Here is a 25,175-nt window from a genome sequence, read left to right on the forward strand (position 1 = left end):
AATGTCCCTCCGTTGCCCCGGGTCTGCGCATCAGGCCCTCTCCCGCATCGTGAACCCCACGGCCAGGCAGAACACGAGGCCCGTGATGACGCCGGCCGGCCCGAAGGCGGCCGCGCCTGCGGGCGAGCTGGCCATGGTGAAGTTGTGCGACACGCCGGCGCCGATGATCATGCCCAGGGCGAAGATGCCGGCGTCGAGGTCACCCTCGCCGGAGAGGAACAGCTGCCGGCCCGGGCAGCCCCCGGCCAGCGCAAAGGCCAGGCCCGCGAGCGCCATGCCGAGGAAGTTCCAGAGATGGTCCGTGTGGGCGATGGGCTGACCCGCGAATCCGGGCTTGAACTGACCCAGGATGAGATTCATGGCGAAGGCGGCGACGAGCAGGCCCGCCACGCCGCTCATCAGGTGAAAATCCCTCAGCAGGATTACATCCCGCAGGGCCCCCATGGTGCAGAAGCGGCTGCGCTGCGCGATGGCGCCGACCAGGAGCCCGGCGCCCAGGCTGACGAGCAGCGGCGCGTGCTGCGAGCCGGGCCCCTTCTGGCTGAAAAAGATGGGGCCGCCCTCGGCAAAGGTAACCTGAAAGGCGGCAAGCAGGAAGAGCCCCGCCATGAACACGGGGAAGAGATACCCCGACGCCGTCTTCTGCGCCTGCGCGCGGCCCAGGCTGTAGCCTGATTTCAGGAATGCGACTCCCGCGCCGATGCCCGCCGCCAGGCCCGCGAGGCCCGTGAGGGCGTTCCAATCGCCCCCCGCGAGCCGCAGCAGCGCCCGCCAGGGGCAGCCCAGGAACACGAGGGCGCCGATCATGGCGAAGACGCCCAGGAAAAAGCGGATGAGCGGGGCGGAACCGCCGCGGGGCCTGTATTCCTTGGCGAGCAGCGCGGCGAGAAAGGCCCCGGTCACGAAGCCCGTGATCTCGGGACGGATGTACTGCACGGCGGCGGCCCGGTGCAGGCCGAGCCCTCCCGCGATGTCCCTCTCGAAGCAGGCGACGCAGACACCCATGTTGGGCGGGTTTCCGAAGTACTGCAGAAGCGTTGCCGTCACCCCGATGACGGCCCCGACGGCGATGATTCCCGCGCGGGATGCAAACGGGTTACCCATGCGGAGGGCCTCCCTCACGTCTATTGGGTTAGAAAGCGCATTACCATTACCTCTCTTTTATGAATAATTCCAATTCCAATTATTCATAATTGCACCTTGATTATCGAAAAGAGTCATGGTAGGGACAGGCCATGCAGGCCGAGATGAGAAACGTCAGCATGCAGCAGCTCGACGCGTTGGTGCACCTCGTCGAGGAGCGCAGCTTCAGCCGGGCGGCCAGGAGGATGTACCTCTCCCAGCCGTCGCTCACGAAGCACATCCGCAACCTGGAGGACGCCCTGGGGGCGAAGGTGGTCAACCGAGCCAGCCGGGCCTTCACGCTGACGCCCGAGGGGCGCGTCGTCTACGATTACGCACGCCGGATTTTAAAGCTGCGCGAGGAGGCCGTGGACCGGGTGATGCGGGTGCGCGCCGCCGAGGAGGGGGACATCCGGATCGCCGCCAGCACCATCCCGGCCACCTACATCCTGCCCTACGCATTGGGGGGGTTCCGCACAAGGTACCCCGGCATCCGGGCGGCCGTGCGGGCCGCCGACAGCAACGACGTCATCGAGGCGGTCCTGGCAAACGGGGCCGAGATCGGCTTCATCGGCAAGGAATCGGCCAACGCGAAGCTGGCGGCCGAGCCGCTCTGGCGCGACCGGATGGTGCTCGCCGTCCCCGCGTCCCATCCCTGGGCGAAGCGGAAATCCATCCGCCTCCGCGAGCTCGAGAAGGAGCCCTTCGTGATCCGCGAGCGGGGCTCGGGCACCCGAGAAACCTTCGAGCGGTGCCTCGCCGAGGCGGGCAAAACGGACCTGTCCCGCTTTTCCGTCGCCGCCGAGATGGGAAGCTCCGAGGCCGTCAAGGAGGCCGTGATTGCCGGCGTCGGCATCTCCGTGATTTCCTTCTATGCCATCCGCAGGGAGGTCGCCGCGGGTGTCCTCGCCGCGCTTGCGATCGAAGGCTGTCCCGTCGAGCGGTTTTTCCACGTCATTCACCGCAGGCACTTCGACCTGATGGCGCACCACCGGATCTTTCTCGACTTCATCCGGGCCTACCGCCCGGAACCGCCCGCAAAGAGGTAAACGCATGACGAAAATCCGCTACTACAGCACGAACCGCCGCCTCGAGGGGGTGCCCGGCCTCACGCCGTTCAAGGGGCTGGTCTCGTTCCGCGAGGCCCTGATCCAGGGGCAGGCGCCCGACGAGGGTCTCTTCATGCCCGACCCCATCCCGGCGCTCGACGTCCGGGACATCCTGGCGCGCAAGGGCAAGCCCTACGTGGAAACGGCCTTTCTCGTGGCCGAGGCCTTCCTGAGGGACGAGCTGCCGAGGGAGGTGATCCGGCAGGTCGTGGAGGATTCCTATACCTTCGACGTCCCCCTCGAGCCGGTCCACGGCCGCGTCACCATCATGCGCCTCGACCGGGGCCCGACGGCCTCCTTCAAGGACTTCGCCGCCCGCATGATGGCGAGGCTCATGAGCCGCCTGCGTGACCGCGGCAACAGGCTCAACGTGCTCGTCGCCACCTCGGGCGACACGGGCAGCGCCGTGGGCGAGGCCTTCAGGGGCGTCGAGGGGATCGGTGTCTACATCCTCTACCCGCGCAACGAGGTGAGCGGGATGCAGAAAAAGCAGCTCGACACGATCGGGGAGAACGTCCTCGCCCTCTCGGTGGACGGCAAGTTCGACGACTGCCAGAACCTCGTCAAGCAGGCCTTCTCCGACCCGGGGCTCGCGCACCTGAACCTGACCTCGGCCAACTCCATCAACTTCGGCCGGATCCTGCCGCAGAGCATCTACTACGTCCACGCCTACGCCCAGCTGGCGGACCCGGGCGAGGAGATCGTCTTTTCCGTCCCCTCCGGGAACTTCGGCAACGCCCTGGGCTGCGAGTACGCCCGGCGCATGGGGCTTCCCGTGCGGATGCTCGTCATGCCCACCAACGAGAACGACGAGTTCCCCAACTACCTCCGGACGGGGGTATACCAGAAGGTCTCGCCCTCCCGGGCCTGCCTCTCCAACGCGATGAATGTGGGGCACCCGAGCAACCTCGCCCGGTTCTTCGAGCTCTACGGGGGCACGGTGGACCGCACGGGCGTCGTGCACGTCTACCCCGATCTGGCGGAGATGCGCCGGCGCATCTTCTCCGTGAGCGTCTCCGACGGGGAGACGAAAGAGACCATCCGGCGCGTCTGGGAGCGGCACCGCGTCCTGCTGGAGCCCCACGGGGCCGTGGGATGGAGGGGCCTGGAGCTGTACCTCGAGGCCTGCGGCGGGCCCGTCGCCGAGCCCTGCGTCTGCCTCGAGACGGCACACCCCGCAAAGTTCCCCGGCGAGATTATCGAACTGCTCGGCATCACCCCCGAGGTGCCGCAGAGCATGAGGGACCTCGAGAAACGAACGGGGGAGCCCGTCGAGCTGCCCGCCGACTACGGTACGCTGCGCGCCTTCCTGCTCGACACCCTGAAGGGGAGAGACTGAGAATGTCTGCAGGAAGGAAAACAGGCGATGGCTTGAAAAGGATAGAGGAGCGTGCCTGCGGTTCGGCCGGATCAAGCCTGCGGAGATTGTTAGACAACATCTTCATTGGCCATTGCTTGACAAATATTTCAAACCATGATTAACAGTCCCATCGGAAGATCCGACGATGAAGCGACTGAGAAAACACCCTCATTTTCTGCTGTTCATTGCCCTAACGCTGCCGGTGGGCTTGGCGTTTCTCCACTACGATCTCCTGACGGATCGTGATCTCGTCCTCCACAGGCAGATTTCGACGGCGGATAAATCCAATTCGCCGAATCTCCAGAGGGCGGAACTCAGGACCTCGGTCGCAGTCGTTCTTTCAGTTCAGCCCCTGTACATCGCCCGCGGTGTCAATCCCTTCTTTTCAAACGATCTGAACCCTGCAGTGCCCAGCCAAAGCTACTCCATCCTTCGCTGTTAGAATTCCAGTCTTTTCCCGAACATTCATCTTGACCCCTAACCCGAAACTCTCAGAGCCTTTCAAGGATGGAGGAGTGCATGAGTGCACTGTATTTGATGCTCATCGCGATACTCGTGTTTGTGCTTGCCTATCGGTACTACGCTGCGTTCATCGGCGCCAAGGTCTTGATGCTCGACGATCGGAACGTGACCCCGTCTGTATCCTGCAACGACGGGCGGGACTACGTCCCGACCAACAAGTGGGTCGTCTTCGGCCACCACTTCGCGGCCATCGCGGGCGCGGGGCCTCTCATCGGACCCACCCTGGCAGCCCAGTACGGCTGGGGGCCCGGCTTCTTCTGGATCCTGCTGGGCTCGGTCTTCGCCGGCTGCGTCCACGACATGATCATTCTGTTCGCTTCGGTTCGTCACAAGGGTCAGTCCCTGGCGGTCATCGCCAGGAAGGACGTCGGCAAGATCACCGGCCTGACGACCGCTTTCGTCATCCTCTTCATCATCATCGTCGCCCTGGCAGGCCTGGCCGTGGCAGTCGTCAATGCCCTCTACAACAATCCCTGGGGCGTCTTCACGATCGCCATGACGATTCCCATCGCCATGGTCGTCGGCGTTTACATGTTCAAGATCCGACCCGGTGCCATTCTGTCGGGTTCGTTGGTTGGCGTTATCGCCGTTTGCGCCGCCGTCTTCCTCGGTGCGCCGGTGGCTGAATCCGGCGTCGCCGGATGGTTTACCTTCGACAAGAAGACCCTCTCGGTGCTCCTGCCCCTCTATGGATTCTGCGCGGCGGCCCTGCCCGTGTGGCTGCTCCTGGCGCCTCGCGACTACCTCAGCACGTACATGAAGATCGGCGTCGTCGTGGCCCTGGCCATCGGGCTTTTTTTCGTCAACCCAGCGGTGCAGATGCCCTTCACGACCCCGTTTATCGACGGCGGGGGACCCATCATCCCCGGTCCGGTCTGGCCCTATGTGTTCATCACCATCGCCTGCGGCGCGATCTCCGGGTTCCACGCCCTCATCGGTTCGGGCACGACACCGAAGCTGCTCGAGAAGGAAAGCCAGATCCCCATGGTCGGGTACGGCGCCATGCTGACCGAAGGCTTCGTCGCCCTGATGGCCCTGCTGGCCGCGGTGACGCTCGTCCCCAACGACTACTTCGCGATCAACACGGCGGCGCCGGTTTTCGCGAAGCTCAACATGCCCGTCGTCGATCTGCCCGAACTCAGCAAACTGGTCGGTCTCGACGTCTCCCATCGGCCGGGCGGCGCGATTTCGCTGGCCGTCGGCATGGCCCACGTGTTCGCCAGCATCGGCGAGGGGCTGCGGCACACGATGAAGTACTGGTTCCAGTTCATCATCATGTTCGAGGCCCTCTTCATCCTGACGACCATCGACGCGGGGACCCGTGTGGCCCGCTACCTGCTCCAGGACCTCATCGGCTACGCCTGGGAGCCCATCAAGAGGACCGACTGGATGCCCGGGGTGATCGTGACGAGCGCCGCCGTTTCGTTTGCCTGGGGGCACATCCTTTACACCGGCGACATCTCCACGATTTGGCCCATGTTCGGCGTGACGAACCAGACACTCGCAGGGCTGGCCCTGGCCATCGGCACGACGATCATCCTCCGGATTTCCGAAAGGAAGGTCTACGCCCTGGTCACGGCCGTTCCCTGCGCCTTCGTGTCGATGACGACCTTTGTGGCCGGCATCATGAATGTCCAGACCTACATGGCCCGAAACATGCTGCTCAACGCCGTTCTCAGCATTGTCATCCTTGTGCTCGTGACGGTCATCATCGTGGACAACGTCCGGATTTGGCTGGAGCTGCTCCGGACCGAGAAACCCCTGGGGATGAACGACGGGAGGGAATTCGTGTACTGCCCGATCGTACCCGCCGATCGCCCTCCCGATGACAAGCCCCTGGCGTGAACGGCACCGTTTACGCCGCGCATCGGCCATGTTTGCCCGGCCAACCCCGCTGCCCCCGAAATCGCAGGGGGCGGGGGATTGGACAATACGTTGATGCTGCATGGGTGCACCATGCAGCGGATTGTGACGGGGAGCCCACGCCATGACGCCCACGGATGCCGGTCTCTACGGACTCGTTGTCCTCATTGCCCTCATGTTTCTCAAGATTCCCGTGGGGTTTGCCATGTCCCTCGTGGGCATGCTGGGCTTTGCCTATCTGGTCTCCTGGGAAGCGGCGCAACAGCTCGTGGCGCATGACTTCTTCAACGTGTTCAGCTCTTATGCCCTCACGGTGATCCCGCTGTTCGTTCTCATGGGGCAGGTTGCCCATCACGCGGGGATCAGCGGCAGGCTCTTCAACGCGGCAAACCGGTTTCTCGGGCACCTGAGAGGGGGGCTGGCCGTGGCCACGATCGGGGCCTGTGCAGGGTTTTCGGCAATTTGCGGTTCCACCAGCGCCACGGCAGCCACGATGGCCGCGGTCGCCCTTCCGGAGATGAAGAAGTACAATTACGATCCAGCCCTGGCGACGGGGGTTGTCGCCGCCGGCGGCAGTCTCGGGATCCTGATCCCGCCCAGCACAATCTTCATCGTCTATGGGATCATGACGGAGCAGTCCGTCGGCAAGCTCTTCCTGGCCGGGGTTCTGCCGGGAGTCCTGATGGCCCTGCTGTTCATCGCCGTGATCTTCGTCTGGACGTGGTTCAAACCCGAATTGGTCACGCCGGCCCCGAAATGTACCGTCCGGGAAAGGCTTGCGTCGCTTGCCGGTGTCGTAGAGACATTCGTCCTCTTTGCCGCCGTGATGGGCGGGCTGTTCATGGGGATCTTCACCCCCACGGAGGCCGCTGCCGTGGGTGCTTGCGGGACGATTCTCATCGCGCTGGCCGGTCGGAACCTGACATGGAAGGGATTCATCAGGGCACTGAGCGAAACCACGCGGGTCTCCTGCATGATCCTCGTCATCGTGGCGGGCGCAACGGTCTTCGGCCATTTCCTCGCTGTCACCCGGATCCCCTTCGACGTCGGAAACTGGGTGCGCGAGCTGCCGCTTTCGCCGAACATGATCATGGCGGTCGTCATTATCATCTACATCCTCATGGGCTGTGTCATGGACTCGCTGGCCATGATCACGCTGACGATCCCCATCATCTTTCCCGTCATCACGTCCCTGGGATTCGACCCCGTCTGGTTCGGGGTCATCATCGTCGTCGTCACCGAGATGGGAGTCATCACGCCGCCCGTGGGGATCAATGTATATGTCGTGGGCGGCGTGGCCCGGGACGTGCCGCTCGAGGTGATCTTTCGGGGTGCGCTCCATATGCTCATCGCCCAGATCATCACGGCGGTCTTGCTCATTCTGTTTCCCCAGATCGCCCTGTGGTTGCCGAACGCCATGCAGTGAACCCGTCATTCCGCAGGGGAGGAGTGCCACATCCCGTTTCAACACGAAGGGAAGAACGGCCGTTCAACAACACAGACACCGGATACAGAACGCTGAAGAGGACATCCGTATGGCAGAAGAGCTGAAGAAGGTGATCTCGTCGCCGGAACTCCAGGACGATATCGACACGCTGGCCAAGTATGACCCCGAGATGCGGTTCCGCAGGCTCACGGGCGTCACGGCGAAGCTCGTTTTCGTCATGACCATCGTTCTTTCGATCTTTCACATCTACACGGCCGGCTTCGGTGTGCTCCAGGAATGGCGCCACCGCGCGTTTCACCTGGCGTTCGTGCTTCCCCTGGTGTTCTTTGTCTACAGCATGAAAAAGGAGGTCCATCGAAAGGGGGGCAAGCACCTCCTCTACGATGTCCTCTACGCGGGATGCGCGGCCATGCTCAACACCGCCGTCTTCCGCGAGATATTCGGCCTGTCTTTCGCCCCGGCCGCCGCCGTCGCCATAGGCACCTTCGGGTTCTCCCTCTATTTCAAACAGCGTGAGAACCTGCCCGATTCGCTCTCGGGCCGGGTCGATTTTCCCATCCACACCGCCATGATCGCGTTCATCCTCTGCGGGGCGGGTTTTGGGTGGACGCACCTGGATGTGCGCTCCTGGTTCGTAGACCTCAACCCGTCTCTGATTTTCTGGGGGGTCTTCCTTCTGGGCGTCTTTATCGCCATCACGGCCCTGTTTTTCCTGCAGTGGGGCCTATCTCTCTACGGTCTGATCCGGCACGGAAGGATCGATTATAAATCCGACAACGTCCCGTATTTCGATCTCTTCCTGGCGCTGATGTCCTGCATGATCTCGGTCTACGTGTTTCTCGAGTTCAACAACATCGGCATGCGGGCGGGGAGCCCCGATTTTGCCGAGCTCGTCGTGGGAAGCTTCTCATTCCTTCTCATCCTCGAAGCCGCCCGCCGGAGCATCGGCGCACCGCTCCCGATCATCGCCATGCTGGTCCTGATCAACTGCTACCTGGGCCCGTACTTCCTCGACATCCCGGGGCTCGACATCTTCGCCCACCGGGGGTACTCGATCTCCCGGATTGTCGATTACATGTTTCTCGGGACGGAAGGGATCTACGGCATCCCGCTCGGTGTCGTCGCGACCTTCGTCTTCCATTTTGTTCTCTTCGGGCTCTTCATCGCCCGGACGGGCCTTGCGCAGCTCTTTATGGACATCGCGATGGCTCTGGCCGGCTGGTCCTCCGGGGGGCCTGCCAAGGTGGCCGTCATCGCCAGCGGGTTCATGGGGTCGATCAGCGGCAGCTCGGTGGCCAATGCGGTGACGGTGGGGTCTTTCACGATCCCGCTCATGAAGCGGGTCGGGTACAAACCCACATTCGCGGCGGGGGTCGAAGCGGCAGCAGGCACAGGAGGCCAGATTATGCCTCCGGTCATGGGCGCCGCCGCCTTCATCATGGCCGAGTTTCTGGGGATCCCCTATATCAAGATCGCCCTATGCGCCGTCCTGCCGGCGTTCGTGCACTTTTTCGCCGTGGGCTGGATGGTCCACCTCGAGGCCAAGAAGACAGGCCTGCTGGGTCTTCCCCGGGAAATGCTGCCCAACCTCCGGCTCGTGCTCAAAGAACGCTGGCTTCTTGTGGGGCCTCTCATCATCATCGTCTACCTGCTGATCACCGGTTCCAGTCCGTTCCTCGCTGCCTTCTGGGGCATCATCTTTGCCACCGCCACGGGACAGGTCCACGAGAGGACGAAGCCATTCCTGCTGCCGCTCTTCCTCTGCGTGCCCCCCGTGCTCTTTGGCGTGAACCCGTTCACGGACGTGAAACTCGCCATCGGCTGGTTTGGCTTTATCGCTGCCTCTCTCTATCATTTCGGGGGCACCTCGGAGCGGCTCTCGACGACAATCGCCGTCGGCATCTCGGCTTTCCTCACGGCCCTGCTCTACCTCGAGGTCGATCCGGGACTGGCCGCCTTCTGGACCGACATGCTCATCGTCGGCGCGGGGGTCTTCTACAAGGAAAGCAAAATGCGCATCCGCGAAATCCTCACGAGCCTGGAGGAAGGAACGAAAAACGCAATCGCCATCGGGGCGGCCTGCGCCTGCGTGGGGTTCATCGTCGGGGCGACGACCCTCACCGGCATCGGCCTGAAATTTGCCACGGCCGTCATCGCGGTGGCCCATAACATTGCCGAGATCCTCAACCCCATGTTTTTCGGAATGACGACGGTCAGCGACATCACGCTCTTTTTCACGCTCGTCAATACCGCCCTGGCCTGCTTCATCCTCGGCATGGGCATCCCCACAACGGCCCAGTACATTATCGCCGCCATGATCGCCGCCCCGGCCCTGCTGCAGTGGGGTATCCATCCGCTGCTTTCGCACATGTTTGTCTTTTTCTACGCCATTCTCGCCGACGTGACGCCGCCCGTGGCGCTTGCAGCCTACGCGGCGGCAGGGGTGGCCGGGAGCGACCCCTTCAAGACGGGTTTCCGTGCCTTCAGCCTCTCCAGCGCCAAGGCCTGCGTGCCGTTTGCCTTTATCTACGCACCCGCGGTGCTGCTCATGCCCTGGCTGCTCGACCAGACCGTTGAATTCGACTGGTTGTGGTTCGTCCAGTGCGCCGTCACCCTCGTGTTGGGCGTCTCTGCACTGGGGGCCACCGTGGTCGGATACATCGGAGGGGGACCGTTGAACCGGTTCCAGAGGCTGCTCATGGGACTCTCCGCTCTCCTGCTCATCATTCCCGGTACGGCAACGGACGTCATTGGAGCCGTTCTCTACGCTGCGCTCACCGCCTGGCAGATTCTGAAATACCGGCGTGCAGGCAAACAGACGACGCAGGGGCCGCCTGCGGAAGCCTGACGATTTTCAGGCGGGGCCGTCGAGCTGCCCGCCGACTACGGTACGCTGCGCGCCTTCCTGCTCGACACCCTGAAGGGGAGAGACTGAGCCGGCGCGGGACGGGCGGCAGGGGTCACTCCGGCCGGCGGTCGTCCCTCGGCGTGATCTGGAGGGTGAGACCCCTCCCTCCGGCAACCACGACGCGCGTGCCTTTCTGAATGGGACGTGCCGGTTCCGCCGGTTCCGCCTTCCAGGTCTCGCCGCGGATTTGCACGTAGCCGTGGGGATCGCAGGTCTTCGTGACCACGCCCTCTGCCCCGACAAGGCTGTGAAGGGTTGCGGAATCGGTCCCGGCGAAGGAGTGCCAGAGCACGGGGAACATGAGGATGTCTTTCAGGATCCAGAGGATCGCGAGACAGCCCGCGAGCCAGGGCGGGACGCCCGCCCACTCGACGAGGGCCCAGAGCACGACGAATGCGAGGGCCGTGTCCGGTACCTGGTAGAGGGTGTACTTGAGAAGGATGGATCGCTTTGTCTTGCCCGGGAGCGTCCGGAAGTGTCTGAGACGGCTCATGTCGCAGGGATCCCTTTTGCGTATGCATCCATGATTACCACGCCGCGCACCGGGGCGTCAAAAAGGTTGACAGGGCCGCATCCCATCCGCTAAGGTAAATCAGGATGAATAATGGATAACGGGTCCGGGGCGTCGATCCCGGAGGGTTTGCCGATGGTCGGGCCGCCATCTGATGAGAATCAGATGGCGGCTTTTTTTGCGGCCGAAGCCGGCCCGGGCACCCGTGCCGGAACGCGGAGCGTGCCATGAACCGATTGCTTTTGATCTTCACGGACCTCGACGGCAGTCTCCTGGACCACGACGGGTATTCCCATGCAGGGGCCGCCCCCGCGCTCAGGATCATCCGGGCGCGGCGCATTCCCCTGGTCTTCGTCACAAGCAAGACCCGGGCGGAGATCGAGCGCCTGCAGGCGGATCTGGACATCCGGGAGCCCTTCGCCGCGGAGAACGGAGGGGGGATTTTCTTCCCCGCCGGCTACCGGGGCTTCCGCATTCCCGGTGCGATCGAGAGGGGATCGCATCTCCTGATTCCGCTCGGCAGGCCCTACGCCGAGATCCGCCGATTCGTCGAGGAGCGGAAAACGCGCTACGCCCTGCGCGGGGCGGCGGACCTGAGCCTCGAGGAACTGGTGGCCCTCACGGGCCTCACCCCCGAGCAGGCCCTCCTGGCGAAGCAGAGGGAGTTCTCGGAGCCGTTCCTGCTGGAGGACGGCGGGCAGCTCGAGGCCCTGCGGGAGGAAGCCCTGGCGGCGGGGCTGCAGATCACGCGGGGCGGGCGCTTCCATCACCTGGCCGGGGCCGGGCAGGACAAGGGGGAGGCCGTGAGGCGCGTGACGCAGATCTTCCGGGAGAACGCGGCGGGGGAGCTCCTGACCGTCGGGATCGGCGACAGGCCCAACGATGCCCCCATGCTTGCCGCCGTGGATATCCCCGTGCTCATCCCGCATCCCGACGGGCAGTACGAGGGCCTTGCGCTGCCGTACCTGCTCCGGGCGGGGCATCCGGGGAGCCTCGGCTGGAACGAGGCGGTCCTGAGCCTTCTCCACCGGTTCGACAGCGGGTGAGAAGGGGCGGTCAGGGAGAGGAGCGGTTCATGACGACAACGTTGCCCCGGTTTTCAACGACCCTTAGGGATCACGCGCGCAAGACCATCGAGAAGCTCCGCTATGCCGATATCGTGATCGGCATCCCCTCCTACTTCAGCGGCTCGTCCATCGTCCACGTGATCCAGACGGTCGCCGAGGGGCTCGAGCGGTTCTACCCCGAGGCCAAGAGCGTCATCTTTGTCGCCGACGGGGGGTCGACGGACGACACGCGTGAGACCGCCAACCTCGTGCAGATCCATTCCTACCAGATCAAGAAGATCGTGACGATCTACCGGGGCGTGCCGGGAAAGGGGTCGGGCCTCCGTGCCGCCTTCGAGGTGGCGAATTTCCTCCGGGCCCGGGCGGTCGCCGTTTTCGACTCCGACCTCGTCTCGATCAAACCCGAGTGGGTCCGCAACGTGCTCGACCCCGTGTTCAAGGGCTACGACTTCGTCGCGCCCCTGTACCGGCGCTACAAGCTCGACGGCACCATCACCAACACGATCGCCTACAACCTCACGCGGGCGCTCTACGGGCAGCGCGTGCGGCAGCCCATCGGGGGCGACTTCGGGATCTCCCAGCGGCTCGCCAAGCACTACTTCGACCAGGATGTCTGGGAGACGGACGTGGCCCGCTTCGGCATCGACGTCTGGATGACCACGACGGCCGTCGTGGGCGGCTTCAAGCTCTGCCAGGCGCGGCTGGGAGTCAAGGTGCACGGCGAAAAGGACCCGGGGGCCGACCTGGGCCCGATGTTCCGCCAGGTCGTGGGCACGATCTTCCAGCTCATGGAAACCAACGCCGGGCACTGGCAGAGGGTCCGGCGATCCCGCGACGTCCCCGTGGTCGGCGAGGAACTGGAACAGGAGCCGGCCCCCTTCGAGATCGACCAGGAAGGCCTCATCGACTATTTCCGGACGGGCTGGGCGAACTTCTCGGGCGTCTGGCAGCGGATCGTCGAGCCGAAGGATCTCGAGGTGATCCGGGGCCTTGCCGCCGTCGAGCGCACGCAGGACTTCGTCCTGCCCGTCGAGTCGTGGGTCCGCGTCGTCTACCGCTACGCCCGCTATTTCCACGCGACCCCGCGGCAGCGCTTCAAGGTCCTCGACACGATGGTCCCGCTGTACAACGCCCGGGTGGCAAGCCTCATCAACGAGGTGCGGGACAAGAACCCCGAGGAGGCGGAGCGCATCTTCGAGGCGCACGCCCTGGCGTTCGAGAAGATGAAAGACTACCTGGTCCGGATCTGGGACGAGGAGGTGGACGATGGCTGATTTCTGGCAGCACGGCATGATCACGACCCTGCAGAAGCTTCGGGAGCGGCCCGTCGGGGAGCTCGAGGCCGAGCTCAAGGCGATCGCGCGCCGCCGGAAGCTCGTTTTGCTGCTGCCCGCCCTGTACTCGGAATTCGAGACCCCCTCCATGCCGAAGATCATCGAGGAATTGAAGGGCGTGGAGTATCTCCACAAGGTGGTTCTCTCCCTGGACCGGGCCGGGCCGAGGGAGTTCGAAAAGGCCAGGGAGTATATGTCCGCGCTGAAGTGCCCGGTGCGCATCGTCTGGCACGACGGCCCGCGGATGCGGAAGCTCTACCGGGAGCTGGTGCGGAACGACTTCTCCATGGATCACCCCGGCAAGGGACGCTCCGTGTGGATGACCCTCGGCTCCATCCTCGCGGAGCGGGACGTCTACGCCATCGCCCTGCACGACTGCGACATCGTCAACTACCGACGGGAAATGCTGGCGCGGCTTCTCTTCCCCGTGGCGCACCCGGCCCTGGATTTCGAGTTCAGCAAGGGCTACTACGCGCGCGTGACGGACCAGCTCTACGGCCGCGTCACCCGTCTCTTCTACACCCCCCTGATCCGGACGCTGCGCCGCATCCTGGGGTTCAACCCCTTCCTGTCCTTCCTGGACAACTTCCGCTACGCCCTGTCGGGGGAGTTCGCCCTGATTTCGAGCCTGGCGCGCGGAATCCGGATCTCGCCGACCTGGGGCCTCGAGGTGTCGCTGCTGAGCGAGGTCTACCAGAGGGCGTCGATCAACCGGATCTGCCAGGTGGACCTGGCGGAGACCTACGAGCACAAGCACCAGGTGCTGCGGAAGCAGAAGCCCAACGAGGGCCTGCTGCGGATGGCGGGGGACATCGCCCGGGCCCTCTTCCGGGTCCTCACCCAGGACGGGATCGTCATGAGCGAGGCGTTCTTCCGGACCATGCTCACCTCCTACATCCAGGAGGCAAGGGTCACCATCGAGAAGTATCACGCCCTGTCGCTCATCAACGGGCTGACCTATGACCGCCATGCCGAGATCGAGGCCGTCGAGGCCTTTGTCGGCTCGATCCGGAAGGCCATCGCCGATTTCGTGGAGGACCCGGTGGGCGTCCCGATGCTCGCCGCCTGGGCCCGCGTCAACGCCGCGATCCATGACTTCGAGGACCGGATCAGCGAGGCCGTCGAGATGGACAATGCCTGAGGGCCCCCGCGGTCTCGGGGTCCCGGCCCGGGGGAGCATGACGCCGGAATCCCGATGCAATTCCGAAAAGCATTGACAGGGGGCCTCTCTATTTTTTACTGTAGTAAAAACGAGTGAACGGGAACGGGTCCGGAAGGGTGATTCCGGAGGTTTTCTGCCGATGGTCGGGCCGCCATCAGACACACGTCGGATTGCGGCCTGACCTGTATCCGGGCCCGGGCTCTCCAACGCCCCCGTGACCCCGGCATCCGTTACCGGGAAATCCCTGACGCGTCCGGGCCCGTCATTCGAGGCCGGCAACCCCGTATCCGCTAGCCGTCTACCTTCGAGGAGAAGAGGTCCCCCATGTTGAAGCAGCTGCCGGAACAGCCCTGCCACGGCTGCCCCGTCGAGGAAACGGCGGCAGAGTTCGTCACGGATCTCGAGCGGGGTCTGACGTCCGCCAATGCCGCCGACCGGCTTGCCCGCTTCGGTCCCAACCGGGTGACGCCGAGGAAAAGGACCGGTCCGCTGATGCGGTTCCTGCTGCAGTTCCACCAGCCGCTGATCTACATCCTGATCGCCGCGGGGGCCGTCACGGCGGCCCTCGGCGAGTGGGTCGACTCCTCGGTCATCTTCGGCGTGGTCCTCGTCAACGCCATCGTCGGGTTCATCCAGGAATCACGGGCGGAGAGCGCGATCGAGTCCCTCATGACGATGATGACGACCCAGGCCGTCGTCCTGCGCGACGGCACCCCGCACACGGTGCCGTCCGCCGATCTCGTCCCGGGCGACATCGTCCTGCTGCAGTCGGGCGACAAGGTCCCCGCCGACCTCCGCCTCTTCGTCTCCCGGGAGCTCCAGGTCGACGAGTCGGCCCTGACGGGCGAGTCCGTCCCGGTCGCCAAGCACGTCGACGTGATGCCCACGGACACGGTCCTTGCGGACCGCGGCAACATGGCCTACGCCGGGACGCTGGTGACCTTCGGCCAGGGCCGCGGCATCGTCATCGCCACGGGCGACCGGACGGAGACGGGCCGCATCTCGGGCCTCATCGCCGAGGCCGTCGAGATCTCGACGCCCCTGACGAGGAAGATCGCCCACTTCAGCCGGCTGCTCCTCGTCGTCATCCTCGTCGTTTCGGCTGCCATGTTTTTCGCGGGATGGTTCATGGGGCACACCGCCCTCGAGATGTTCATGGCGGCCGTCGCCCTGGCGGTGAGCGCCATCCCCGAGGGCCTGCCCGCCGCCGTGACGATCACCCTGGCGATCGGGGTGAAGCGGATGGCCGACGTCCACGCCATCATCCGAAAGCTCCCCGCCGTCGAGACGCTGGGGAGCACGACGGTCATCTGCTCCGACAAGACGGGCACCCTGACGGAGAACCAGATGACGGTGCAGAAGATCAGCGCCGGCGGGGAACTCTACGAGATCACCGGGAGCGGCTACACGCCGGAAGGGGAGATCCGCGCGGGCGGCGCCCCGGCCGACCCGGCCTCGTCCGCGGCCCTTTTGGAGTGCCTGCGGGCCGGGCTGCTGTGCAACGATTCCCGGCTGGTTCAAAAGGAGGAGCGCTGGGGGATCGAGGGCGACCCCACGGAAGGGGCCCTCCTTGTCTCCGCCGCCAAGGCGGGCTTGAAGCCCGGCACGGGCGGCGCCTGGGCGCGCATCGACGTCATCCCCTTCGAGTCGGAGAGGGCCTACATGGCCACGCTGCACGACCCGGGCGAGGGCAAGGCGCCCGTCGCCTACGTCAAGGGGGCCGTGGAGAAGGTCCTCGAGCAGTGCACGCAGGCCCTCTCCCGCGACGGCTCTGCAGGTGATCTCGACCGGGATTCGGTCCTGAAGGCGGCCGAGGCCATGGCGGCAGAGGGCCTTCGGGTGCTCGCCTTCGCCCGGAAAGAGCTGCCGGCGGCGCAGAGGGCCTTCGAATCGGTCCAGGGCCTTGCGGGCCTGACCTTCCTGGGGCTGCAGGGCATGATCGACCCGCCCCGGCAGGAGGCGATGAGGGCAATCCAGACATGCAAGACGGCGGGCGTCGCGGTCAAGATGATCACCGGCGACCACGCCGTGACGGCCACGGCCATCGCCGGACAGCTGGGCCTGACAGACCCGGGGGCCGACGGCGATCGCCGCGTCACGGTGACCGGCCGGGAGCTGCAGGATCTCTCCGACGCGGAGCTCATCGAGGTGGCGGAGCGGGCCAAGGTCTTTGCCCGCGTCGCCCCGGAGCAGAAGCTGCGGCTCGTCGAGGCCCTGCAGGCCAAGGGGCATGTCGTCGCCATGACGGGCGACGGCGTCAACGACGCGCCCGCCCTGAAGCAGGCCGACATCGGCGTCGCCATGGGCATCACGGGGACGGAGGTCGCCAAGGAGGCCGCCGACATGGTCCTCACCGACGACAACTTCGCCACCATCGAGGCCGCCGTCGAGGAGGGCCGCCGCATTTTCGACAACCTGACGAAGTTCTTCGTCTGGACGCTGCCCACCAACGGGGGCGAGGCCCTTGTCATCATGGCCTCCGTCGTCGCAGGGACGGGTGTGGCCCTGCCCGTGCTGCCCGTGCAGATCCTCTGGATCAACATGACCACGGCGGTCCTTCTGGGGCTCATGCTCGCCTTCGAGGCCAAGGAGTCCGACGTGATGATGCGGCCGCCCCGGGAGCCCGACAGCCCGATCCTGACGAACGTCCTGATCCTTCGGATCATCCTGGTGAGCGTGCTCATGCTCATCGGCGTCTTCGCCCTCTTCCTGCTGAAGAAGAAGGGGGGCGCCGGGCTTGCCGAGGCGCGGACCGTTGCGGTCAACCTCATCGTGATGATCGAGCTGTTCTACCTCTTCAACTGCCGCTCCCTGCGGCACTCGATGCTGAGCCTGGGGTTCTTCTCGAATCCCTGGGTGCTCGGCGGTTCGGCCGTCATGGTCCTGCTGCAGATTTTCTACACCTATCATCCCTGGATGAACACCCTGTTCCACAGCGCGCCCCTTCCGCTTGCCGACTGGGCCGTCATCGTCGCGGTCTCCCTTGCCGTCTCCCTCGTTGTCGGCGCGGAGAAGTGGGTGAGGGCGCGCTCTTCGGTCCGGGTGCCCGCCGGGAAGGGAGGGAATGACTGAGAGTGGTGCGGAAAGCCGCGAAGAGGGCCCCGGGGGCGACGCGGGGCGACGCGTCGGCACTCCTCCGGGAGACCGTCAGGCGCTACGAGGAACTGCGCCCGCTCTACGGTGCTTTCTGCGTCCACGTCCGCCATCTGATCGCGGCGGCGATCACGCGGCGCTCGATCAAGATCCACTCGATCGAGGCGCGGACCAAGTCGGTGGAGAGTTTCGAGAGAAAGCTCCGGCGGCTCCTCGGCTCGCACAAAGCCCCGCTGAGCGCCCCGGAACTGCTCAAGACGGTGACGGACATGGCCGGCGTGCGGGTGATCACCTTTTTCCCGAAGACCGTCCTTGACCTCGATGCGGTCATACGGGAGAATTTCCGGGTGATCGAGCGGGACGACAAGACCGGGTGGCGGGATGAGCCGGGCGGGTTCGGGTACCGGAGCGTCCACTACCTCGTGGAGCTGGCCCCGGAGCAGCTGGAACCTCAGGGCGTGCGGTGGTACGAGGGCCTGGTCGCCGAGATCCAGGTCCGGACGATCCTCCAGCACGCGTGGGCGGAGATCGAGCACGACATCCAGTACAAGTCCGCCCGGGCGATCCCGCCCGCCGTCCGGCGCCGTCTGGCCGCCGTGGCGGGTCTGCTGGAGATCGCCGACCGCGAGTTCCAGGCCATACGCGACGAGTATGAGCGCAGCCGCCGGCCCCGTGGGGGCTGAACCTCGCCGAGAGCGGCTGCGGCCCTCTGTTCGGAAACCCTCAGCGAAGGAGAGACAGGATGGACACGAGCAACACGAAGCCACAGGCACCTGCGACGCCGTTTCTGGGCAGCAACCTCGACCGCCTCGTGCACGCCTGGCTGGGGCGCCTGACGGGCGGCCTCTCGCCGGCCTCCATGACGCTGGCGTACCTGGACTGGCTGATGCACCTGGCCTATTCGCCGGCCAAGCAGGCCCAACTCGTCGAGAAGGCCTTGCGCAAGGCGCTGCGGCTCGCCCTGTATCTGCAGCAATGCGCCTGCGAGGGCGACGGCGCCCCCTGCATCGAGCCGCTGCCGCAGGACCGGCGTTTCACCGGGGAGGCCTGGCAGCGCTGGCCATACAAGCTGTACTGGCAGTCCTTCCTGCTCGCCCAGCAGTGGTGGCACAACGCGACGAGCGGCGTCCAGGGCGTCTCGCGCCGCCACGAGGATTTCGTGTCCTTCGCGGCGCGGCAGTGGCTCGACGTCTTCTCGCCCTCGAACTACCTCTGGTCGAACCCCGAGATCCTGGGCGCCACGATCGAGCAGGGCGGCAGGAACCTCGTCCGGGGGGCCCAGCACGTCTTCGACGACTGGGGGCGGGCCGTGCTGGGCCGCAAGCCCGCGGGGGCCGAGGCCTTCGAGGTGGGGCGCAACCTGGCCGTGACGCCCGGCAAGGTCGTCCTGCGCAACCGGCTCATCGAGCTGATCCAGTACGCGCCCGCCACGGAGACGGTCCGGCCGGAGCCGGTCCTCATCGTGCCGGCCTGGATCATGAAGTACTACATCCTGGATCTTTCCCCGCACAACTCCCTGGTGCGCCACCTCGTGGAGAAGGGCCACACCGTGTTCGTGATCTCCTGGAAGAACCCCGGCCCCGAGGACCGGGACCTGGGGCTGGAGGACTACAGGACCCTCGGCGTCATGGCCGCCCTGGAGGCCGTCTCGGCGATCGTCCCCGGGCCGAAGATCCACGCCGCGGGGTACTGCCTCGGGGGCACGCTCCTGGCGATCGCGGCGGCCGCGATGGCCCGCGACGGCGACGAGCGGCTCCGGAGCCTGACCCTGCTGACATCCCAGACCGATTTCTCGGAGCCCGGCGAGCTCACGCTCTTCATCGACGAGAGCCAGGTCACCTTCCTGGAGAACATGATGTGGGACCAGGGATACCTGGATTCCCGCCAGATGGCGGGCGCCTTCCAGATGCTGCGGACAAACGACCTGGTCTGGTCCCGCGTCGTCCGTGACTACCTCATGGGCGAGCGCCGCCCCATGAACGACCTGATGGCCTGGAACGCCGACGCGACCCGAATGCCCTACCGCATGCACACCGAGTACCTCAGGCGCCTCTACCTGCAGAACGACCTGGCCCAGGGGCGCTTCGAGGCGGGCGGGCAGCCGGTCGCCCTGGGGGACATCCGCATCCCCCTGTTCGTCGTCGGAACCGAGACGGACCACGTCTCCCCCTGGCGCTCGGTCTACAAGATCCACCTCCTGGCGGACACGGACATCACCTTCGTGCTGACCAGCGGCGGCCACAACGTGGGCGTCGTCAACCCGCCCGGAAACGACCGGGCCTATTTCCGCATCGCCACGAAGCGGGAATCGGACCGCCACGTCGACCCCGACCGCTGGGTGGAGCAGAACCCGCCGCAGAAAGGCTCGTGGTGGCCGTCCTGGGTCTCCTGGCTGGCGGCGCTCTCCGGGGAGCCCGTGCCACCCCCGCCGACGGGCGCAAAGGACGCGGGGTACCCTCCGCTCGGCGACGCGCCGGGAACCTACGTCCGCGGGGAATAGGCCCGCGGGGCGTGCTTCGGCTCTGCAAGAAAGAACGGGGCAAACGCGACCCCCCTAAGAATCAGGAGGAGTTTCCATGAAACGTGTCGTGCTCTTCATCATCACCAACTTGGCCGTCGTTCTGATCCTGAGCATCGTGCTTCGCCTGCTTGGGGTCGAGCGCATCCTCGACGAGCAGGGCATCGCCCTCGAGATGACGAACCTGCTGGTCTTCGCCGCCGTCTTCGGCTTCGGGGGGGCCTTCGTGTCCCTGGCCCTGTCGAAGTGGACCGCCCTGCGCATGACGGGGGCCCGCGTGATCACGCAGCCGGCCGACGAGACCGAGGCCTGGCTGGTCAACACCGTGAAGCGCCAGGCGACGGCCGCGGGGATCGGCATGCCCGATGTGGCGATCTACGATGCGCCCGACCCGAACGCCTTCGCCACGGGCATGCGCCGAAACAGCGCCCTGGTCGCCGTCAGCACGGGGCTGCTGCGCTCGATGACCCGCGGCGAAGTGGAGGCCGTCCTGGGCCACGAGGTCAGCCACGTGGCCAACGGGGACATGGTCACCCTTGCCCTGATCCAGGGCGTCGTCAACACCTTCGTCATGTTCTTCTCCCGCGTCGTGGGACATTTCGTGGACCGGGTGGTCTTCAAGACCGAGAGGGGCCACGGGCCCGCCTTTTTTGTCACCACGATCATTGCTCAACTCGTCTTCGGGATCCTGGCGAGCCTCGTGGTCATGTGGTTCAGCCGGCAGCGGGAGTTCCGTGCCGACGCGGGCAGTGCGGATCTCGAGGGGAGCGACAAGATGATCGCAGCCCTGAAGCGCCTGCAGAAGACGGTGCAGCAGCCCCACCTGCCCGACCAGATGGCCGCCTTCGGGATCTCGGGGTCCCCCGGCTCCGGCCTCCGGAGGCTCTTCATGACCCACCCGCCCCTGGAGGAGCGCATCGCGGCGCTCGCCGCGCGAGCCCAGCGGGGATGAGAACCGGTCCCGCCGCCTGCACCGTACGCGGCCGGCGGCCGCAAATTCCTTGACCGGATGCCTTTCGGCACCTATGATGCGAGCGGGACGGTCCCGCCGGGGGACCGCCCGCACCGAATGCGATCGTCCCTGCTCGAAGGCGGCCCCCCCATGTCCAAGACGTTTGAACTGCTGAAACCGGAAATCGAGGAACTCCTTGCCGACCGCAAATGGGAGGAGCTGCGGGAACTGCTCGAGGAGATCCCCGAGCCGGACATCTCCGACATCCTCGAGCGGCTGGGCGAGCGGGACCGCATCGTCCTGCTGCGACTGCTCCCGCGGGAAATTCTCCCGGAGGTCTTTTCCTACCTGTCCGACAGGACGCAGACGAATCTCCTCCAAGCCCTGACGGCGGAGGAGACCCGGGCGATCCTCGCCGGCCTCAGCCCCGACGACCGAGTGGAGTTCCTGCAGGCGTTGCCCGGCCAGGCGATCCAGAAGCTGCTCAACCTGCTCACCCCCGAGGACCGGAAGGAGACACTGCAGATCCTCGGGTATCCCGAGGAGAGTGTCGGCCGGCTCATGACGCCCGACTACGTGGCCGTTCGGCCCGAGTGGACGGTCGGCGAGGCCCTGGACCACATCCGCCTCAAGGGCAAGGACAGCGAGACGATCAACGTCGTCTACGTCACCGACGCCCGGTGGAAGCTCGTGGGCGTCCTGGGGCTGCGGCGGCTCATCCTCGCGAAGCCGGCCGAACGGATCGCCGACATCATGGAGGCGTCGGTCATCCGGATCGGCGCCTTCGAGGACCGCGAGAAGGCGGTGAAACTGATCTCGCGCTACGACATCACGGTCCTGCCCGTGGTGGACGCCAACGGCATCCTCCTGGGCATCGTCACCGTCGACGACCTCATCGACGTCGCCGAGGCGGAGGCGACGGAGGACTTCCAGAAATCGGCCGCCGTGCATCCCCTGAAGGCGAGCTACCGCGAGTCGTCGGTGCTGTCGCTCTACACGAAGCGCGTGACCTGGCTCGCCTCACTGCTCGGGATCAGCGTCGTCACGACGGGGATCCTCTCGGCGCAGGCCGACACGCTCAACTCGGCCATCGCCCTGGCCTTCTTCATCCCGCTGCTCATCGGGACGGGCGGCAACACGGGAAACCAGTCGGCGACGCTCATGATCCGCGCGCTGGCGACGGGGGACATCCGGGAGGGCCAGTGGCTCGGGGCGCTGCTGCGGGAGGTCGGAATCGGGATCCTTCTCGGCGCGACCATGGGCCTGGCGAGCTGGGTCCTCGGGTTTTTCAAGGGCGATGCCCGCATCGCCCTGATCGTCTCCCTGGCCATGGTCAGCATCGTCTTGACCTCCAGCATCCTCGGCGTGATCCTGCCCGTCATCCTGCAGCGGCTGCGCGTTGACCCGGCCGTGGCGAGCAACCCCCTCATCGCATCCGTCATGGACATCCTGGGGCTGCTCATCTATTTTTCCATCGCGCAGGCCGTCCTCTCCATGGCCTGAGGGCGGGATGGGCCGGCCTGCACCGGCATGCCGGAGACAAACGCATGGCCAGGGACGCGGCGGCGCCGCAGCCCGAGGGACCCGGCGGGGTGGCGGTCCGTCGCAGGCGTCAAAAAGCTGGAAGATGAGGGGAGGGTGTGTTACAAAGCCGTAACCTTTCAGCAGGGTCTGGGCCCGGCGTCAGGAACATCATTCGAGGAGGGGGACATGGCCTACAGGGAGATCAAGGCGAAGGATCTGAAACCGAAGACATTCATCGACGAGAAGGTGCGGGAGATCCGGGAGATCACGGGTGACGGCATCGCCATCAGCGCCCTGTCGGGCGGGGTGGACTCGTCGGTCGTGACGGCCCTGGCCCACAGGGCGCTGGGCCGGAAGCTCAAGACGTACTTCATCGACAACGGCATCATGCGGGAAGGGGAGCCGAAACGCGTCAAGGCCCTGTTCGCGGAGCTCGGCATCCCCGTGACGGTCGTCAATGCCCGCCGCGCCTTCTTCGACGCCCTGAAGGGAATCACGGACCCCGAGCTCAAGCGGGAGGCCATCACCCAGACGTTCTACAAGAAGGTGTTCCGGGAGCTCGTGCTCAAGAGCAAGGCCACGGTGCTCCTGCAGGGGACGATCCTCACGGACATCGAGGAGACGGCGGCCGGGATCAAGCGCCAGCACAACGTCTTCGAGCAGATCGGCATCGACCCGAAGAAGGCCTTCGGCTACAGGATCAGCGAGCCCCTCATCGAGCTGCGCAAGGACGGCGTGCGCAAGGTGGGCATGGCCCTGGGCCTGCCCAAGTCGCTCTTCGACCGCATCCCCTTCCCGGGGCCGGCCCTGGCGGCCCGCGTCATCGGCGAGGTGACGCCCATGAAGATCGCCCTGGTGCGCAAGGCGACGGTCATCGTCGAGGAGGAGCTCGCGAAGGTCAAGGCGTTCCAGTACTTGGCGATCCTCCACGAGGACCGGGTCACGGGGATGCGCGCCGGCAAGCGCGACTTCGGCCTGCAGATCGAGGTCCGCTGCTGGGACAGCGTCGATGCCCGCAAGGCCACCCCCACGCGGCTGCCCTGGCCGAAGCTCGAGCGGATCGCCGGCAGGATCCTCGACGGCGTGCCCGGCGTGGTGAGCGTGACGTACAACCTGGCGACGAAGCCCCCCTCCACGATCGAGGCCATCTGAGGGGCACGGGCGCCGACGGCGGAACGGGACGAAGGGGAAAAGGGCGAAATGCGGCCCCGGCGGCATTTCGCCCTTTTTTTTCGGGCCGGCCGGCGGTACCATGAAGCACAAGGCCACGACACGGGAGGCTGGACATGGCGGACTATTACAACAGCGACGATCTGGAGCGCTTCGGCGAGGTCGGGAAACACAAGCCCGAGCTCTTCAGGAAATTCATGGACTGGTACCAGGCCTCTCTCGAGGCCGGGGCCCTCACGAAGCGCGAGAAGGCCCTGATCGGGCTGGGCGTTGCCCACGCGATCCAGTGCCCGTACTGTATCGACGCCTTCACGCGCGAGTGCATCGCCGAGGGGATGGACATGGAGCACATCACCGAAGCCGTCCACACGGCCTCCGCCGTACGGGGCGGTGCGGCGCTCATCCACGGCCTGCAGGCGGGCAACACGGCGGAGAAGATCCTTCTCTGATTACATCCCCCCGGCATCCCCCTTTCGCAAAGGGGAAAAGGATCATGCTCCCATTTTCAAAAGGGGAGACCACAAGTTCCCCCCTTTAAAGGGGGGAAGGGGGGATTTGACGGAACAGGCCAAGAGATGCGTTCCTTCGACGACACGGTCAGAGAGGCGCTCGGCGGTCCCCTGACGGCGGCCGATGTCGCGATCCTGCAGCTCAACATCGGCTACGTCTGCAACCTGCGCTGCAAGCACTGTCATCTCTCCGCCGGGCCGGACCGCGGGGAACGCATGAGCCTCGAGGTCATGGACGAAGCCCTGCGCGCCGTCAGCCGCTACGGCATCCGGACCGTCGACATCACCGGCGGGGCGCCCGAGCTCAACCCCTATCTGCGGCACCTCGTCGCCGGGGCCCGTGCGGCCGGCTCCCACGTCATCGTGCGGACCAACCTGACGGTTCTCCTGGAGCCGGCGATGGCGGATCTGCCGGAGTTCTACCGTGACCAGGGCGTGGAGGTGGTGGCGTCGCTGCCGCACGTTGTCGGGGCGAGCGTGGACCGGGTCCGGGGCGGGGGAACCTTCGAGAAAAGCCTGTCCGTGCTCCGGCGGTTGAACAGCCTGGGGTATGGAAAAGAGGGAACGGGGCTCGTCCTGAACCTCGTCTACAACCCGCCGGGGGCGATTCTGCCGGGCCCGCAGAGGGAACTCGAAGACCGGTATCGCAGGGAGCTCGCAGCCCGGGGGATCGTCTTCGACGGCCTCTTCGCGTTCGCCAACATGGCCCTGGGCCGTTTCCGGGAGTTCCTCGTCCGCTCCCGGGGACTCGAAAGCTACCTCGCCCAGGTCCGCAGGGCCTTCAACGCGGCAACCCTCGAGGGGCTCATGTGCCGGCACCTGGTCAGCGTGCGGTGGGACGGGACCCTGTTCGACTGCGACTTCAACCAGGTCCCGGGGCTGCCCGTCGACGAGGCCTGCCCGCGGCACATCACCGCCTTCGACCCCGGGAGGCTCGCCCGGCGGCGCATCGTGACGGACGAGCATTGCTTCGTCTGCACCGCCGGCGCGGGCACGAGCTGAAT

Annotated in this window: 19 protein-coding genes; 17 read left to right on the plus strand and 2 right to left on the minus strand. The window is 65.6% G+C overall.

Features of this window, described 5'->3' with window-relative positions; genetic code table 11:
- Positions 1–30 precede the first annotated feature (30 nt).
- Complete coding sequence (locus HPY67_08150; protein ID NPV04687.1) at positions 31–1,104, minus strand: YedE-related selenium metabolism membrane protein; 1,074 nt, start codon at positions 1,102–1,104, stop codon at positions 31–33.
- 143 nt (positions 1,105–1,247) lie between these two features.
- Here HPY67_08150 and HPY67_08155 point away from each other — a divergent pair, with 143 nt between their 5' ends.
- From HPY67_08155 to HPY67_08180, 6 genes are all read left to right on the plus strand, one after another.
- Entirely contained in the window at positions 1,248–2,171 is a 924-nt protein-coding gene (locus HPY67_08155; GenBank protein NPV04688.1) for a LysR family transcriptional regulator, read from the plus strand.
- A 4-nt stretch (positions 2,172–2,175) separates the two neighbouring features.
- Complete coding sequence (gene thrC, locus HPY67_08160; protein NPV04689.1) at positions 2,176–3,570, plus strand: threonine synthase; 1,395 nt, start codon at positions 2,176–2,178, stop codon at positions 3,568–3,570.
- Between the two features lie 166 nt (positions 3,571–3,736).
- Positions 3,737–4,033, plus strand: coding sequence for a hypothetical protein (locus HPY67_08165; protein ID NPV04690.1), 297 nt, complete (start codon positions 3,737–3,739; stop codon positions 4,031–4,033).
- A gap of 77 nt (positions 4,034–4,110) precedes the next feature.
- Positions 4,111–5,958, plus strand: a complete 1,848-nt coding sequence (locus HPY67_08170) for a carbon starvation protein A (protein NPV04691.1) — start codon at positions 4,111–4,113, stop codon at positions 5,956–5,958.
- A 142-nt stretch (positions 5,959–6,100) separates the two neighbouring features.
- A complete protein-coding gene (locus HPY67_08175) occupies positions 6,101–7,402 on the plus strand; it encodes a TRAP transporter large permease (GenBank protein NPV04692.1) in 1,302 nt (433 codons plus the stop codon).
- Between the two features lie 109 nt (positions 7,403–7,511).
- The gene (locus tag HPY67_08180) at positions 7,512–10,271 is read left to right on the plus strand and encodes a TRAP transporter fused permease subunit (GenBank protein ID NPV04693.1); all 2,760 of its coding nucleotides are present in this window, start codon (positions 7,512–7,514) and stop codon (positions 10,269–10,271) included.
- A 112-nt stretch (positions 10,272–10,383) separates the two neighbouring features.
- Here HPY67_08180 and HPY67_08185 read toward each other — a convergent pair whose 3' ends face one another.
- A complete protein-coding gene (locus HPY67_08185) occupies positions 10,384–10,824 on the minus strand; it encodes an NfeD family protein (GenBank protein ID NPV04694.1) in 441 nt (146 codons plus the stop codon).
- 245 nt (positions 10,825–11,069) lie between these two features.
- Between HPY67_08185 and HPY67_08190 the strand changes: the two genes are divergently transcribed.
- From HPY67_08190 to HPY67_08240, 11 genes are all read left to right on the plus strand, one after another.
- On the plus strand, positions 11,070–11,888 hold the full coding sequence (locus HPY67_08190) for an HAD-IIB family hydrolase (GenBank protein NPV04695.1): 819 nt from the start codon (positions 11,070–11,072) through the stop codon (positions 11,886–11,888).
- 29 nt (positions 11,889–11,917) lie between these two features.
- Positions 11,918–13,183: a glycosyltransferase gene (locus HPY67_08195; GenBank protein ID NPV04696.1), complete on the plus strand. Its 1,266-nt coding sequence runs from the start codon at positions 11,918–11,920 to the stop codon at positions 13,181–13,183.
- The gene (locus HPY67_08200; protein ID NPV04697.1) at positions 13,176–14,384 is read left to right on the plus strand and encodes a glycosyl transferase; all 1,209 of its coding nucleotides are present in this window, start codon (positions 13,176–13,178) and stop codon (positions 14,382–14,384) included. Before HPY67_08195 ends, HPY67_08200 begins: the two co-directional genes overlap by 8 nt.
- Before the next feature lie 345 nt (positions 14,385–14,729).
- Positions 14,730–17,477 carry a cation-transporting P-type ATPase gene (locus HPY67_08205; protein NPV04698.1) on the plus strand — a complete coding sequence of 916 codons (2,748 nt, stop codon included), beginning with the start codon at positions 14,730–14,732 and terminating at the stop codon, positions 17,475–17,477.
- A 2-nt stretch (positions 17,478–17,479) separates the two neighbouring features.
- Positions 17,480–18,181 carry a hypothetical protein gene (locus HPY67_08210; protein NPV04699.1) on the plus strand — a complete coding sequence of 234 codons (702 nt, stop codon included), beginning with the start codon at positions 17,480–17,482 and terminating at the stop codon, positions 18,179–18,181.
- Between the two features lie 59 nt (positions 18,182–18,240).
- Entirely contained in the window at positions 18,241–19,998 is a 1,758-nt protein-coding gene (locus HPY67_08215) for an alpha/beta fold hydrolase (GenBank protein NPV04700.1), read from the plus strand.
- 76 nt (positions 19,999–20,074) lie between these two features.
- On the plus strand, positions 20,075–20,968 hold the full coding sequence (gene htpX, locus HPY67_08220; protein NPV04701.1) for a protease HtpX: 894 nt from the start codon (positions 20,075–20,077) through the stop codon (positions 20,966–20,968).
- Positions 20,969–21,118: 150 nt separating this feature from the next.
- Positions 21,119–22,471, plus strand: coding sequence for a magnesium transporter (gene mgtE, locus HPY67_08225; GenBank protein NPV04702.1), 1,353 nt, complete (start codon positions 21,119–21,121; stop codon positions 22,469–22,471).
- 207 nt (positions 22,472–22,678) lie between these two features.
- Positions 22,679–23,644 (plus strand): ExsB family transcriptional regulator, encoded by a 966-nt coding sequence (locus HPY67_08230; protein NPV04703.1) that lies wholly within the window; start codon positions 22,679–22,681, stop codon positions 23,642–23,644.
- Between the two features lie 134 nt (positions 23,645–23,778).
- Positions 23,779–24,111 carry a 4-carboxymuconolactone decarboxylase gene (locus tag HPY67_08235; GenBank protein ID NPV04704.1) on the plus strand — a complete coding sequence of 111 codons (333 nt, stop codon included), beginning with the start codon at positions 23,779–23,781 and terminating at the stop codon, positions 24,109–24,111.
- A gap of 126 nt (positions 24,112–24,237) precedes the next feature.
- On the plus strand, positions 24,238–25,173 hold the full coding sequence (locus HPY67_08240; protein ID NPV04705.1) for a radical SAM/Cys-rich domain protein: 936 nt from the start codon (positions 24,238–24,240) through the stop codon (positions 25,171–25,173).
- Positions 25,174–25,175: the final 2 nt, after the last annotated feature.

It is taken from the genome of Syntrophaceae bacterium, from assembly GCA_013177795.1.
GTDB lineage: Bacteria > Desulfobacterota > Syntrophia > Syntrophales > UBA2192 > UBA2192.

Bases quoted from the DNA above. Each gene is read 5' to 3' on its own strand.
- HPY67_08190 (NPV04695.1), top strand. From the start codon at position 11,070: ATGAACCGATTGCTTTTGATCTTCACGGACCTCGACGGCAGTCTCCTG.
- HPY67_08230 (NPV04703.1), top strand. From the start codon at position 22,679: ATGGCCTACAGGGAGATCAAGGCGAAGGATCTGAAACCGAAGACATTC.
- HPY67_08155 (NPV04688.1), top strand. From the start codon at position 1,248: ATGAGAAACGTCAGCATGCAGCAGCTCGACGCGTTGGTGCACCTCGTC.
- HPY67_08150 (NPV04687.1), bottom strand. From the start codon at position 1,104: ATGGGTAACCCGTTTGCATCCCGCGCGGGAATCATCGCCGTCGGGGCC.
- htpX (NPV04701.1), top strand. From the start codon at position 20,075: ATGAAACGTGTCGTGCTCTTCATCATCACCAACTTGGCCGTCGTTCTG.
- HPY67_08215 (NPV04700.1), top strand. From the start codon at position 18,241: ATGGACACGAGCAACACGAAGCCACAGGCACCTGCGACGCCGTTTCTG.
- HPY67_08175 (NPV04692.1), top strand. From the start codon at position 6,101: ATGACGCCCACGGATGCCGGTCTCTACGGACTCGTTGTCCTCATTGCC.
- HPY67_08195 (NPV04696.1), top strand. From the start codon at position 11,918: ATGACGACAACGTTGCCCCGGTTTTCAACGACCCTTAGGGATCACGCG.
- mgtE (NPV04702.1), top strand. From the start codon at position 21,119: ATGTCCAAGACGTTTGAACTGCTGAAACCGGAAATCGAGGAACTCCTT.
- HPY67_08180 (NPV04693.1), top strand. From the start codon at position 7,512: ATGGCAGAAGAGCTGAAGAAGGTGATCTCGTCGCCGGAACTCCAGGAC.
- HPY67_08200 (NPV04697.1), top strand. From the start codon at position 13,176: ATGGCTGATTTCTGGCAGCACGGCATGATCACGACCCTGCAGAAGCTT.
- HPY67_08165 (NPV04690.1), top strand. From the start codon at position 3,737: ATGAAGCGACTGAGAAAACACCCTCATTTTCTGCTGTTCATTGCCCTA.
- HPY67_08205 (NPV04698.1), top strand. From the start codon at position 14,730: ATGTTGAAGCAGCTGCCGGAACAGCCCTGCCACGGCTGCCCCGTCGAG.
- thrC (NPV04689.1), top strand. From the start codon at position 2,176: ATGACGAAAATCCGCTACTACAGCACGAACCGCCGCCTCGAGGGGGTG.
- HPY67_08235 (NPV04704.1), top strand. From the start codon at position 23,779: ATGGCGGACTATTACAACAGCGACGATCTGGAGCGCTTCGGCGAGGTC.
- HPY67_08240 (NPV04705.1), top strand. From the start codon at position 24,238: ATGCGTTCCTTCGACGACACGGTCAGAGAGGCGCTCGGCGGTCCCCTG.
- HPY67_08185 (NPV04694.1), bottom strand. From the start codon at position 10,824: ATGAGCCGTCTCAGACACTTCCGGACGCTCCCGGGCAAGACAAAGCGA.
- HPY67_08170 (NPV04691.1), top strand. From the start codon at position 4,111: ATGAGTGCACTGTATTTGATGCTCATCGCGATACTCGTGTTTGTGCTT.